Genomic DNA, 13,628 nt, shown 5'->3' on the forward strand with positions numbered 1-13,628 from the left:
TAACAAACAGACTGCAAGACGACGCAGGAGAGACCGCTCAGGACCTGCAGCGGCTAGCGCCGCCCGCTCGCGGAGTCACGTCCCGCTGACGTGCTGACAATGTTCCCGAAACCAGAGGTCCAGCCTCTGCTGCGCGCTGGCCCAGGTCGGCACCTCGCCGGACGCGCCGGGGGCCAGGCCGAGGCTTTGCCACGCGGAGTGCAGGAGTTGATCGACAGGTTTCCAGGAACGCCCCCATGGATTCTGCGGCTCCAGGACAACATCGTGCGCCGCAATCCACGCATAAAGAGCCTGCCGGTCTTGCTCCGAGGGAAGCTCGGTCGACTGCACCGCCTGTGGCGCGGGCCTGCCGATTGCGGCTGCTTCCAGCCACGTGGCCAAGGCAACACCCAGCGGCTGCTCGGCCAGCATGGCCGACAGCGCGACACCCCGTCGCAGGTCCGCGAGCAGATACAGGCACGCGCGCGGCGGCGTCTGCCCGCGAAAGAGTGTGCAGTGGAGGGCCCAGGTAGGGGCAAAGGGTGAAGGGGGCGTCTGCAGGGACATGAGCGAAAGCTGGAGAGCCACTTCCTATCGCTAGCAAAGCTCGTGCCGGGCGCGATGTCAAGCACGGGCACCGGAAGCTGCGACTGGCAACGGCCACCCCAACCGCTACACCAACCGCAGATCCCACAGCACATCGAGAACGTGTTGGGTGGAGCGTTCAACGTACCCCGCACGATGCGCGATGCCGAGCCGACGCCATAGCGCCGGGCGCAGTGGACGCATGACAATGCGCTTGTCCGGCAATGGCGTGGTGGCCTCGTGGGGCAACAGCGCCGCGCCATAACCCGCCGCGACCAGGCTCTTGATCGCGTCGTTGTAGTTGAGCTGAATGCGTGGTGCGGGATGGTGTCCCGCGGCCGCGAACCACTCCGCAGTCTGACGCGAGAGGCGCGTGGTCGCGTCATTGAGAATCAGAGGCTGGGCGGCGAGCCATTCCGGTGTGACACGGGCCGGGCACTGCCAATGCGCCGGCACGAAAGCCATCACGGGGTCGCGGCGCCACGGCTTGATCACCAGTCCGGCTACCGGCGGCTGAGGCAGTGCAACCAGCCCGATATCCAGCGTGCCGTCCGCCAGTCGGGACAGTGTTTCCTGCGAGGTAAGGACCGCAATCTGAATGTCGATGCCGGGATGCTGCTGGCGCAGCACCTCGAGCGCCTGTGGCAGCAGGTGCGCGATCGCGCCAGTCGACGCACCGAGCCGGGCGCGCCCTTCGAGCCCCTCCACCTGCCGTTGGATATCGTCCAGCGCCTGCTCCGCATCGGCCAGCAGCCGACGCCCGCGCTCCACCAGTACCTCTCCGATCGCCGACGGCCTTACCTGTCCGCGTTTTCGCGACAGCAGCGGTGCCCCGATGCGGTGTTCCAGTTCAGCGATGTGCAGGCTGACCGTGGGCGGCGCCAGGTGCAAGGCACGCGCCGCCCCGGCGAATGAGCCATGGTCGGCAATGGCGACTAGCGTGCGCAGGCGGTCCAGGCTGATCTCTCGCATGTCGGCTCCGGATTCAGGAAAACTGAATGTCAAGGTTGTGAAATTCAACTTTCCCTATTCTAGTGGTCGATGGAAGATTGGGGCTTCTTCGACGTCCTTCGACGTGTTATCCCTTCAGTCACCGGAGTATTCCTCGCATGAGCTCTCCCCTGGTTTTCATCGACGGCGACCAAGGCACCACCGGGTTGCAAATCCACGAACGTCTGCGCGGCCGGACCGACCTCCGCCTGTTCACGCTTGCCGCGTCGGAACGCAAGGATCCACGGCGTCGTGCGGAAGCCATCAATGCCTGCGACATCGCCATCCTCTGCTTGCCCGATGCCGCCGCACGCGAGGCGGTGAACGCCATCGTCAATCCCGCCGTCAGGGTGATCGACGCAAGTTCCGCCCACCGCACGCATCCGGACTGGACCTATGGTTTTCCGGAAATGGCACCGGAACAGGCCGCGCGCATCGCGAATGCGCAACGGGTCACCAATCCCGGCTGCTATCCGACCGGTGCGGTTGGCCTGCTGCGTCCGCTGGTGCAGGCCGGGCTTGTCCCGGCCAACTATCCGCTCAGCATCCATGCGGTGTCCGGCTACTCCGGACGCGGCCGTGCCGGCGTGGAGGAGTATGAGGGGCAGGATGCCGTCAGCCCGCCGGCATTCCAGGTGTATGGCCTGGAACTCGCGCACAAGCACCCGCCGGAAATCCAGCAGCACGCCGGGCTCGCGCAGCGTCCCATCTTCGTTCCCGCGTATGGTGCGTTCCGCCAGGGCATCGTGCTGACGGTGCCCATCGCGTTGCGGCAGCTGGCCCCCGATGTGGATGGCGCCACGCTACACGCATGTCTCGCGCACCACTATGCCGGAGCGGCCCATGTACATGTTCTGCCGTTGCACGAATCCTCCGTGCTAAAGCACCTGGATCCGCAAGTGCTGAATGGCACGAACGACATGCACCTGAGCGTGTTTTCCAACGGGGAGCACGGGCACGTTCTGCTGTCGGCGGTGTTCGATAACCTTGGCAAAGGTGCGTCCGGCGCCGCGGTTCAGAACCTGGACCTGATGCTCACGCGGCAATAGTGGCCGAGGGCAACCTGCAGACTTCGCTATCGGCCAGGTTCTGCTTCTGGGGTGCGCGGCAACGGCGCGCTACGCGTCGTCGCGCACGGCGTGCACGAGGTTGTCGCGCAACGCCACGATTTCCTTCTGCAGCTTGGCAAAGCCCTGCGAGCTCAGGCCGCAGGCGTCCTTCAGGTCGACGCTCGACGCGCGCTCGCGCTGGCGCCGGCCGGCCTTGGTCAGCGTCACGCGGACCTGGCGTTCGTTCTCCGGGTCGCGCTTGCGGTCGACAAAGCCCATGGCCTCGAGCTTCTTGAGGATCGGCGTCAGCGTGTTGGATTCGAGGAAGAGCTTCTCGCCCAGGCCGCTTACCGTCTGCCCGTCTTCCTCGCCCATGGCCACCAGGGTCACATACTGGGTGTAGGTCAGGCCCAGATCGTCCAGGATGGGGCGATAGAGCTTGCCGAAGGCCAGATTGGCCGAGTACACCGCAAAGCATAGATAGTCAGCCAGCTTCACATCGGTGGGGTCGGGGTCTTTCTGTGTGCTCGATGTCATCTCGTCGTCCCTTTTGTTGCCAGTTCGGCTGCCGCGGCGCGGCGCACAAAACACATCGTATGCGATTTCATCGCGGACGACAAATATTCCTTGACTTGCCGGGAGCCGTAAACCATCATGCATCGCATGCGAACGAATCGCATGCGATGCAAACCAAAAGCACGCTCCACGCATTGGCTATCAAAGGAAGCCCAATCATGACCAAGATCGAGAAAGTACTGTTCACCGGCAAGACCCACACCACGGAAAGCGGCAAGGCACATGCCCTGAACCTGAAGCTGACCACGCCGGGCAACCGTATCGCACCCGAGTACGCCTTCGAGGCCGTGCAATCGCATCCCACCGCCGAGCAACTGTTCGCGGGTGCGTGGTCGGCGTGCTACATCGCCGCCATCGGCCTGGCCGGCAAGGAGTTGAAGGTGGACGTGCCGGCCAGCCTGGCTGTGGACATTGAAGTGGATCTGGGCATGACCGGCAATGCCTACTTCCTGCAGGGCCGCATTCACGTGACGATGCCCGGGGTGGACCAGCAGGCTGCCGAGGCCGTGGCACGCCTGGCCGATGAAATCTGCCCGTACTCGAAGGCGACGCGCGGCAACATCGACGTTGCGCTGAGCGTTGCCACAGCCTGAGCATCAGGGCCTCTTGTTTGCGGCCTGATTGCGATGCGCTGACCGCCCCCTGGCCTGCCGGCCAGGGGGCGGTTTTGCTTGCCAGCCGTGTGCAGACAGTCTCATTCTGCGATCTGCCCATCCTCCGATGGCGCCTCGTATGCGTGGAACTTCGCAGCGGTGGCGCACGCGTGGTTATCGAGACTCGGGTGGCAGTACTCCCACATGCCGCTGACCCCGCTCTGGCGTTTCCCCTGCACATCTGCCAAGATTGCGGCCCCTCGATAATCGCCGGCAAGCAAGCGCAGTCCCACCATGGCTTCAAGCAAAGCACACCACGCCACCGGATGGGCGGCGGCCGTCATCGCCGCCGCGGTGATCGAGAAGAGCGGTGGTGGAGGGTGGCACTGGGCAAGCGCGCTTGGCTTCGTTGCGGCGCTGTTCGGCAGCACAGCGCCCGACTGGCTGGAAGTGGCCTGGTGGTCAAGGTCGCGCCGCCTGTGGATTACGCATCGGACCTGGACGCATTGGGGCATCGCCTGGATCGGCCTGCTCGTGTGGGCATACCATGCACTGGGCACCCATGCACTGGCGGCGCCGGCGTTCGGCTTTGCCTGCGGTGGTGTCATGCACCTGCTGGCCGACTGGCCAAATCCGTTGGGTGTGCCCTGGATCGCAGGCCGTCACAGCCTCAACTGGTGGAAAAGCGGGCGCTGCGACCTTGTCATCGTCGCCCTGTCATGGCTGATTGCCTTGTGGGTTTCCGATGAACTCTGGCTCCATGGGAGACATGGCCTGGCGCTTATCCATCATTTCGGGTTTGGACCCGCTTACCTCTGACGGCCCTCCGGACGCCGGGCAATGCCGAACAATGCCGGACGAAGGCGATGATTACCGCACCCGGGGCGTGGGGAACATCGCGGTAATCGCCATATCCGGCCAGCCCATGACGCGGACAGACCGGATCGCCTAACCTGATGCATGGGGCGGATGCATCGGGAGGACGATATGCGCTGCACAAACTGCGGAACGGCGAGCCCCGCCACCGCCAAGTTCTGCAAGAGTTGCGGCGCGAGGCTGGTTCCGCATTGCCCGAACTGCGGTCATGCGGCCGATCCCGAGGACAGGTTTTGTGCGGAGTGCGGTACATCGCTGCTGCCCGCCACAGAGCCTTCGGCCGAAGTACAACCCGCCGCCGTTCGAGCGCCCATCCACTACACCCCCAGCCACCTCGTCGACCGTATCCTCGCGGAACAGGCGGCGATGGAAGCCCGCGGCGCCAGCGCGGGCGAGCGCAAGACCATCACGGCCCTGTTCGCCGATATGGCCGGCTCGACGGCGCTGATCCATGATCTGGACCCGGAAGAAGCGCGCCGGCTGATCGATCCCGTAATCGACCTGATGATGGAGGCCGTGCACCACTACGAGGGCTACGTGGCGAAGTCGCTGGGCGACGGCATCCTGGCCCTGTTCGGCGCGCCGATTGCGCACGAGGACCACGCACATCGCGCGCTGTATGCCGCGCTGCGGATGCAGGCGGCAATGCGCCGCCATAGCGACCGGGTCCGCCTGGAGCAGGGCATTCCGCTGCAGATCCGGGTGGGCATCCACACCGGCGAGGTGGTGGTGCGTTCGATCCGCAAGGATGACCTGCGCACGGACTACGATCCGGTCGGGCACACGATCCACATCGCCTCCCGCATGGAGAGCATTGCCACGCCGTCTTCAATTCTGGTCAGCGAGCCGACCTGCCGGCTGACGGAGGGCTATTTCGATTTCAAGGCGCTCGGGGCGACGCAGGTCAAGGGCATCCCCGATGCGTTTGCCGTGTACGAAGTGGTGCGCCTCGGGGCGCTGCGCACGCGCCTGCAGGTGTCGCAGCGCCGCGGGCTGGCGCGGTTCGTCGGCCGCCACGCGGAACTGGAGCAACTACGCCACGCGCAGGAGCTCGCCGCTGCCGGACACGGCCAGATTGTCGCCGTGGTGGGCGAGGCGGGGGTGGGCAAGTCGCGCCTGTTCTATGAGTTCAAGGCGGTCTCGCAGCGCGGCTGCATGGTGCTGGAGACATTTTCGGTCTCGCACGGCAAGTCGTTCGCCTATCTGCCACTGATCGAACTGGTGAAGAACTACTTTCGGATCCAGGACCAGGACGACGAACGGCAGCGCCGCGAGAAGGTTGCGGGCAGGATGCTGATGCTGGACCGTACGCTCGAAGACGTGCTGCCCTGCATGCTCGATCTGCTGGGCATCAGCGAACCGGATTCGGCCTTGCCGAACATGGACCCGCAGATCCGGCGCCAGCGCACCTTCGATGCCATCGTGCGGCTGTTCATCTGCGAAAGTGCCAACCAGCCGCTCCAGCTGATATTCGAAGACCTGCAATGGCTGGACAGCGACACCGAGGCGTTCCTCGACGTGCTGGTCGACCGCCTTCCGAGCGCCAAAATTCTCCTGCTGCTGAATTATCGGCCGGAATACCGGCATGACTGGCACGAGCGTGGCTGCTACACCCAGCTTCGGCTCGACCCGCTCGGCCAGGCCGAGGCAGGGGAACTGCTGACGGCCTTGCTTGGCGACCATCCGTCGCTGGAGGCACTCAGGGCGCTGATCCTGGAGAAAACGGAGGGCAACCCATTCTTCATCGAGGAGGTGGTGCAGACGCTGTCCGAGGAGAAGACGCTCCTTGGCGAAAGCGGCCATTACCATATCGAGGCGACACCGGCGGCCCTGCACATTCCGACCACCGTGCGCGGCGTGCTGGCAGCGCGTATCGACCGCCTGCCTGCCGCGGAGAAGAACCTGCTGCAGAGCCTCGCCGTCATTGGCAAGGAGTTCTCGCTGAGTCTGATCGAGCAGGTAATCGGGCAGCCGGAGGATGTCTTGCGGCCTTTGCTGGCGCGCCTGCAGGCCGGCGAATTCATCTACGAGCGGCCCGCCTTCCCGGATGTCGAATACACGTTCAAGCACGGCCTGACGCAGGAAGTGGCCGGCAGCACGTTGCTCACGGAACAGCGCAGCGCATTGCATGAACGTACGGCGCAGGCCATCGAAACGCTCTTTCGCGACCGGTTGACGGATTACTGCAGCGAGTTGGCCCGGCACTACAGCCTGAGCGGAAACGATCCCAAGGCGGTCGAGTACCTGCTCTACACGGGACAGCAGTTGCTGCAGCGCTCGGCCTACCGCGAGGCGGTCCGCCAGTTCGGCGAAGCGCTCGCCTTGCTTGCGCGCCAACCCGATACCCCGGCCCGCGCGCGGCAGGAACTGACGGTGCGGCTTGCCATTGGCCCGGCGCTGATCGCGGCGCGCGGCTTCGCCTCGCCGGAAGTCGAGGCGACCTACATGCGGGCCCTGGCGCTGTACAAGCAGCTTGACGATATGCTGCAGAGTTTTCCGGCCCAGGTAGGGCTGCGCACGTATTTCTCGATCAGCGCCGAGCACGCCAAGGCGTACCGGCTAGGCAAGGGTCTGGTCAGACTCGCCGAGCGGGCCGGCGACGCCGAATGGCTCGGCGAGGCGCATGTCTCGCTGGCCACGACGCTGTACTACGCGGGGCGCTTCCGGATCGCCAACGTCCATTTCGATCATGCGCTGGCGCACTACCAGTCCGGCCCGCGCCAGGTCCATCCGAACTTCCACGGCGTGGATCCCGAGGTACGGGCGCTTTCCTTGTCGGCGCTGGTGCGGTGGAACCTTGGCGATGCGGCGCAGGCGCGCACCAGAGGCCAGCGCGCGATCACGCTCGCGCGCGAATTGTCCCATCCGTTCAGCCTCGCGCATACGCTGTGCATCGTGGCCAGTCTCCACGAGTTCCTCCGCGAGGGACGGACCACGCTCGACCTCGCCGAGGCCGCGATCGCGCTGTCGACGGAACAGGGCTTTCCGCACTGGTCGGCATGGGCGACCGCACTGCGGGGCCAGGCGCTGGTCCGCATGGGACACCATGATGAAGGCATCGCCGACATACAGTCCGGAATGGCCGCGTATCTTGCCACCGGCGCGCGACTGGGACAGTCGCATTTCCTGTCACTGCTGGCCGAGTCCTGCCGCCAGATTGGGCAGGTGGAAGCGGGACTGCGCGCCATTGCCGACGCCAGGGCCATGGGGTCGGCTTGCGGCGAGCGTCATGTCGAGGCGGAGCTGTTCCGGGTCGAGGGCGAGCTGATCTGTTCTGATTCGTACCTTGAGTTGACCGATGCCGACCGTTGCGCACGTGCAGAAGCCTGCTTCGAGAAGGCGATTGCCGTCGCCCGCCGCCAGCACTCGTGTCCGCTGGAACTGCGCGCCACGATCAGCCTGGCGCGGCTGTGGCAACGACAAGGGGACAGCCGCGCCGCCGTAGACCGGCTGACCGCAGTCATCGGAGCACTCGGCGAAGCATCCGAAATCGATGAAATTCGCGAAGCGAGAGCGTTGCTTGACAGCATGAAGTAGATTCGCTTTCCGTGGCTCTACGACCGGTCGATGCCCGCCGCCGGTCCCGGCCTGAAATGGCGTCCTATGGTAAGGTTGCTGCGATACGCTCATGGATTCCAAGGGCTGATGCATGAGCGGTAGTGACGTGCTGCAGGAGAGTGACGGCGTGAGTGATCTGAAACGAGGAGCGCGGCGCACGCTGGGGACTGAGAAGGTTTCAATCAGCAGGGCTCTGCGCCAGAGTGTGGCGGCAGAGGCCAGGCCTGCGCCGATCAACAGGAAGGACTGGCTGCGGCAGCGAAAGGAGCAACTGCGGGCTGCGCGTGCTGCTGCCAAGCAAAGGCGCGATCAACTGAGGGCCGAAATCCTGTCGGCCGCGCGCGATATCGCGCGGGAAGAGCGCAGCGCTGCGCGGCTGGAAACGGAACGCCAGAAGGCGGAGGCCAGGACCGCGAGCACCTACGCGCGGGAGGACGCACGCGCCGCCGCCAAGTTCGAGCGCGGCCAGCCAACCCGCGCGGCGCCGGAAAGAAAGACGCTGACGCAGGAAAAGCGCAAGCTGGTGTCTTACACCGATCTGCTGCGCATGCGCAAGGGATAAGCCGGCAGAAGCCAGGCAGGGCGGAAGGCCGTATCGCTTCCGGTCCGCCCGCCTGATTGCCCCCAGGCCCTGAATTCCCCTTGTCCGGTGTACCGGTCAGCCCCGCCAGGTGCTGCCGGTCGCCTCGCCAGTGCCGGACAACGAGGTGTCGGCATCGCGGCGCACGCGGATGTCGTTGTTCACTTCACTGACGCCGTATGTCGCATCGGCCAGGTCTTCCACGTAGTATTTCTGGCTGCGGTTTTTCACCGTGCCGGACAACGTCACCACGCTATCCTTGACGTCGACACTGACGTCGCTGATGTCGACGCCGCGCGCGTAACTCAGGCGCTCGCAGATCTGGTCGCGGATCCGCTCGTCGGTGCGCTGGTAGCCGCGCGGGCCTACATGGCGCTCCTGCCGCTCCGAAGTGCCAAACAAGTCGCCTACCGCCTCGCCGATGCGGCGCCCTAAGTTGTACAGCGCGCCATGGTCTTCGTCGCGGTCATCATCGACTTCCCAGCCGCGCCGCTGCGCGGCCTCGCGGCTGTAACTGCGTTCGTAGTGCTGGCCCTGCGCGCGGTCGTCCTCGGCCTCCGTCCAGTAGCGGGTATCGCTGCGCAGGTCATTGAAATAGGTGTCGCGGCCTGCCGTACGGCGCTCCTGTTCGCGTGTGCGTTCCACGCTCTGGCGCCACTCGCGTTCGGCGTCCGCGTCGTCGCGCCGCCAGGCGTTCGGGTCGCGCCATTCGCGGGCTCGCTCCCAGCCGTCGCCACCGTTCAAGCCATAGCGCAGTTCGCTGCCACGGTGACGGCCTTCGTCGTCTCTGGTACGGCCCCCGCCGCGGTAAGCTTCTGCGGTGCCATAGCGGCCTTCGTCGCGGCCGCCGGAGCGGTCACCGTAGCGTCCGCGCGACGGATAGTCCTGGTAGCGCTCGGCGCCGTATGAGCCGTACCTTTGGTCCGAATCACTGTACTGGCGCTCTCCATACCGCTGGCCGGACGATTCCCGGTACGGATCACCATATCCGCCCCGCTGGGGCGCCGGGCCGCCATAGCTGGTCTGCCCCGGCGTCAGGCGCCGGCGTGCGCGCTCCGACTGCCACGCCTCGCGGCCGGATTCAGGTTGCCAGTCATCATCGTCTCGCCGCTTGCTGCGTTCGCGCCTGTAGCGCTCTTCGTCGTAGTAACTCATGCTGATGTCCTGAAGTACATGGGATGCCCGATTGCCCGGCAGGCGCGACTGCATCTGCTCTGGCGCGGGGCCGGTCTTCTACGTACGGCAAGATTCGTACCGCGTCACGGGGGCGCCGGATGGGCGCTGGCGCGGCTTTGTGATCTCGGGGACATTGAAACGATTGCACACCATGTAAGGGATGCAGGGTGTTGGCGTTGCCGACGTTCGGTGACCGATGGCAGCGCCAGAGCCTCGTCCAACCGAGTCGCGCACTTTCTGCACAAGCGGCAGATGCATGACGCGCCACTCCGTTCCAGCCGAGGACGAACGCGTCAGTCCGGACGGTTGCCGCTTTCTTAATTATAATTACCGACGTTATGATAAAGAACCCGGGGTGGGGGCGAGCAGCCGCATGTCATTGCCGCTGGCGTACCCTGGCTGCGGGCGATAAAAACAAACCGCCAGAGAGGACGATCGACATGAGCACCGCTATCAGCAATTCCGACTTGCCGGGACGCGTTCAACGCGTGGACTTCGGCCGCGTCTCCGTCTTCTTCGGAGAGAAGAACGGCAAATACCCCGACGGAAACCAGGTGATGGTGCGCGGCACGGAAACTCTCGCGGCGTTCGACACACCGCTTGTCGCGAACTACATCGGACCGGAGTTCGAAGCGGCCGAGCTGGTGGTGATGGGCCATGTGCATGAAGACCATATGGCCGGATTGCATCGTCTTCCGCATGCATCGGTTCATGTGCACGAAGCCGATTTGCCGGCCGCGCAGAGCTGGGAGGGGATGATTGCCGCGTTCGGCAATGCGGAGTATGCGTCGGAGACGCTGGCCAAGTTCCAGCGCGAATTCTTCTATGCGCCGCGGCCCGACGCGCAAGGCTACGTGGATGGCGCGTGCTGGGATCTGGGGCAGAGCCGCATTCGCGCGTTTCACCTGCCGGGGCACACCGCAGGCCACAGCGTTCTACTTGTCGAACCCGAGGGGGTGGCCTTCACGGGGGACATCGACCTGACCGGATTCGGGCCTTACTACGGTGACGCGGGTTCCAGCCTGGCGGACTTCCGCCGCAGCCTGGCACGGCTGCCCGAGATTCCGGCCAAGGTATGGGTTACGTCCCATCACCGCGGTGTCTACACCGATCGCGAACACTTCCTGCGTGATCTCGCTGCCTATGTGGCCAAGCTGGATGAACGCGAGCAGCGCCTGCTGGCATGGCTGCGCGAATCGCCGAAGACGCTCGCGCAACTGGTCGACCTGCGGCTGCTGTATCCGCCGGGCTATGAAGGCTTGTGGGTGGTGAACGCCGAGACCCGTACGATTTCCCAGCATCTGGCCGAGTTGCTGGCGGACGGGCGGGTAGAGGTGAACGAAGAGGGCATCTACCGATTGGGATGACATACGGGAAGGGCCACCTCCGTGGTGGCCCGCGCGCTATGCTCCGAGGCGTTCAGAAGTTGTGGCGGATACCTATTGCGGCGCCGAACATGCTGTCTTTGCCGGCAGCAGGCTGATAGCCGTTGTTGAAGGCAATGGACGCGGTGTCCAGGCACAGGCCGGCATGTTGCGCGTAGGCCGTGGTCAGGTACAGGTCCGTGCGCTTGGAAAGGTGGTAGTCGGCAATGAACATCAGCTGCCTCGGATTGCCGGCCGGCCGTAGCGCTGGCAGGGTCGATGACCGGAACGTCTGGTAGTAGTAGTCCAGCGTCAGGCTCAGCGCAGAGTTTATCTCGTAGTAGACGCCAGCCCAGTACAGGTTGTCGCGCACCAGCGTCTGCCCCGGCGCAGTCGACATGCCCCAGCGATATCCCGCCATGAAGATTGCGGGCCCGACGGCGTAGCTGGCCGCTGCGGCGGCCTTCTTGAACGTGCCGGTGCCGGCGAATCCGCCAACGCCGATGATGCTCGGATTCACCTGGTCATAGGTCACGGTTGTGCTGAACGGGCCCGCTGTATAGGACGCCCGCGCGCCGTAGCCGGTATCGCGGCGAAATTGACCAGGAACCTCGCCTGAGCCACCCAGGCGGCTGAGGTCCACGTTGCCGCTGCTCCCGCCGGTGCCAAAGCTCCAGTGCGCCCCGACACTGACCGGGCCGAACGTCCCCGAATACTTGACGGTATTGTCTTCGCGGTAGACCGGGCCGATCTGGGCAATCACAGGTTCATATAGGCTCGACATGGCGGCAGGCGAGAAATTGGCCAGTGCATCGAGCATCGACGTGTACTGGCGACCGAAGGTGATCTTGCCGTACCTGTCGCTCTGCAGGCCGACGAATGCCTGGCGGCCAAACAGTCGGCCACCTTGCTGCATGGTGCCGTCGTCTCCGCCAACGCCGCTTTCAAGCACAAAGACGCTTTTCAGGCCGCCACCAAGGTCTTCCACGCCGCGGATACCCCAGCGCGAGCCAGACAGGCCTTCGCCGTTCAGCGCGTATCGGTTGGCCGAGCCTCCGCCCGCACTCTTGAAGTTGGTGTCGATTTCAAGGTTGGTGTCCAGCGTACCGTACAGCGTGATGGATGACTGGGCATTGGCCGCGCCCGCGAACACGCCAAGTGCTGCCAGGGCGATCACAGGCGTCCTGGCCCAATCGGGTGCCACCTTGCGTGGCACCCGGTGTTTCTCTTCGCAGCGCCGCTTCATGACGACAGCACTATCCTTGTTCAAGGCATTACGCCTGCATGCATCCATCAACGATCTCCATATTTGTCAGTTGCCTGGCGGCCGCATGCAACAGCATCGGCCGCGCACTCTTCTTCAAACGTGCCTGTCGATTTGCGCAAATCGTGAATTAGAATAACGAGCGTAATGTTAAATAAAAAGGGCGGGTATTCCCTGCGTAGTCAGAGTTGGGAGGGGGCACAGGTGTTGCTACGTGGACGCGTGCGGACGCCTCCGCACCTGAGGAGCGGCGTGGGGCGAGAGCGCTGGAGAGGCTAGAATCAAAACATAACGTCGATTCTGTAAAATCAGGCATCCGGCGGCTAACCAGCCGGCATCCAGTATCGAAATCCTCAAGAGAAAGAACAGAACAATGGACAGCGACGACGATATCGAGCAGGTCTCAACCCGGGGTCGTCCGGTCGGCGACCGCGAAGCGAAGCGCAAGGAGTTGCTGCGCGCGGCATCAACGGTGATCGCGCAGGAGGGCTATGCGAACGCATCGCTGCGCAAGGTGGCCAAGCATGCGGGCTATACCACTGGTGCGGTGACCTATTACTTTGCGAACAAGGAAGAGCTGGTCGTGGCGCTGATGGAAAGCGCGTTCGACCGTTTCGATGCGATGCTGGAGTCGGCGCGGGAGACGGGTGACATCCTGGCGCCGTTCGAAAGCTGGATCCGGCTGACGGATCGCAGCACAAGGTTCTGGCCGGCAACATCGGAACTGCTCGCGCAGGGGCGGCACGAGCCCGCCTTTGCCGAAGTCATTGCCAGGCGCTATGCGCGTTATCGCCGCCTGCTTGCTGCCATCGTCAAGGACGCGCAGGAACGCGGGACGGTCCGCAACGATATTCCGGCGGACATCCTCACTGACCAGCTTGTCGCCATGGGCGATGGGTGGATGATGCTGTACCCCATCGAACCCAAACGATTCACGCCAAAGCGGATGCGCGCGCTTATCGATGCCCTGGCGGTGCTGATCGCGCCCGTGCCAGGGGAGCCGAAGCCTGGCGGACGGGCGGCGCGCGCGTAGCAAGG

General features: G+C 64.5%; 12 protein-coding genes. 7 read left to right on the top strand and 5 right to left on the bottom strand.

Going from position 1 to position 13,628, the window contains the following annotated elements; all coding sequences use genetic code 11:
* Positions 1-75: 75 nt before the first annotated feature.
* Together KHO41_RS08540 and KHO41_RS08545 are read right to left on the bottom strand one after the other, a co-directional pair.
* Complete coding sequence (locus tag KHO41_RS08540; protein ID WP_211952846.1) at positions 76-546, bottom strand: hypothetical protein; 471 nt, start codon at positions 544-546, stop codon at positions 76-78.
* Positions 547-651: 105 nt separating this feature from the next.
* Entirely contained in the window at positions 652-1,536 is an 885-nt protein-coding gene (locus KHO41_RS08545; RefSeq protein WP_211952847.1) for a LysR family transcriptional regulator, read from the bottom strand.
* A gap of 137 nt (positions 1,537-1,673) precedes the next feature.
* Here KHO41_RS08545 and argC point away from each other — a divergent pair, with 137 nt between their 5' ends.
* Positions 1,674-2,603: an N-acetyl-gamma-glutamyl-phosphate reductase gene (gene argC / locus KHO41_RS08550; RefSeq protein WP_211952848.1), complete on the top strand. Its 930-nt coding sequence runs from the start codon at positions 1,674-1,676 to the stop codon at positions 2,601-2,603.
* A 69-nt stretch (positions 2,604-2,672) separates the two neighbouring features.
* Here the strand turns inward: argC and KHO41_RS08555 are convergent, their stop codons facing one another.
* Complete coding sequence (locus KHO41_RS08555; protein WP_211952849.1) at positions 2,673-3,140, bottom strand: MarR family winged helix-turn-helix transcriptional regulator; 468 nt, start codon at positions 3,138-3,140, stop codon at positions 2,673-2,675.
* A 197-nt stretch (positions 3,141-3,337) separates the two neighbouring features.
* Between KHO41_RS08555 and KHO41_RS08560 the strand changes: the two genes are divergently transcribed.
* From KHO41_RS08560 to KHO41_RS08575, 4 genes are all read left to right on the top strand, one after another.
* Positions 3,338-3,772, top strand: a complete 435-nt coding sequence (locus tag KHO41_RS08560) for an Ohr family peroxiredoxin (RefSeq protein ID WP_211952850.1) — start codon at positions 3,338-3,340, stop codon at positions 3,770-3,772.
* Positions 3,773-4,066: 294 nt separating this feature from the next.
* Complete coding sequence (locus KHO41_RS08565) at positions 4,067-4,591, top strand: metal-dependent hydrolase (protein ID WP_211952851.1); 525 nt, start codon at positions 4,067-4,069, stop codon at positions 4,589-4,591.
* Positions 4,592-4,759: 168 nt separating this feature from the next.
* On the top strand, positions 4,760-8,185 hold the full coding sequence (locus tag KHO41_RS08570) for an adenylate/guanylate cyclase domain-containing protein (RefSeq protein ID WP_211952852.1): 3,426 nt from the start codon (positions 4,760-4,762) through the stop codon (positions 8,183-8,185).
* A gap of 148 nt (positions 8,186-8,333) precedes the next feature.
* Entirely contained in the window at positions 8,334-8,768 is a 435-nt protein-coding gene (locus KHO41_RS08575; protein ID WP_211952932.1) for a hypothetical protein, read from the top strand.
* A gap of 96 nt (positions 8,769-8,864) precedes the next feature.
* Here the strand turns inward: KHO41_RS08575 and KHO41_RS08580 are convergent, their stop codons facing one another.
* Positions 8,865-9,941: a BON domain-containing protein gene (locus KHO41_RS08580; RefSeq protein ID WP_211952853.1), complete on the bottom strand. Its 1,077-nt coding sequence runs from the start codon at positions 9,939-9,941 to the stop codon at positions 8,865-8,867.
* Positions 9,942-10,402: 461 nt separating this feature from the next.
* Between KHO41_RS08580 and KHO41_RS08585 the strand changes: the two genes are divergently transcribed.
* The gene (locus KHO41_RS08585; RefSeq protein ID WP_211952854.1) at positions 10,403-11,329 is read left to right on the top strand and encodes an MBL fold metallo-hydrolase; all 927 of its coding nucleotides are present in this window, start codon (positions 10,403-10,405) and stop codon (positions 11,327-11,329) included.
* 52 nt (positions 11,330-11,381) lie between these two features.
* Here KHO41_RS08585 and KHO41_RS08590 read toward each other — a convergent pair whose 3' ends face one another.
* Positions 11,382-12,620, bottom strand: a complete 1,239-nt coding sequence (locus tag KHO41_RS08590) for a porin (RefSeq protein ID WP_211952855.1) — start codon at positions 12,618-12,620, stop codon at positions 11,382-11,384.
* A 343-nt stretch (positions 12,621-12,963) separates the two neighbouring features.
* Between KHO41_RS08590 and KHO41_RS08595 the strand changes: the two genes are divergently transcribed.
* Positions 12,964-13,623, top strand: a complete 660-nt coding sequence (locus KHO41_RS08595; protein WP_211952856.1) for a TetR/AcrR family transcriptional regulator — start codon at positions 12,964-12,966, stop codon at positions 13,621-13,623.
* Positions 13,624-13,628 lie beyond the last annotated feature (5 nt).

It is taken from the genome of Cupriavidus numazuensis (assembly GCF_905397435.1).
Lineage (GTDB): Bacteria > Pseudomonadota > Gammaproteobacteria > Burkholderiales > Burkholderiaceae > Cupriavidus > Cupriavidus numazuensis.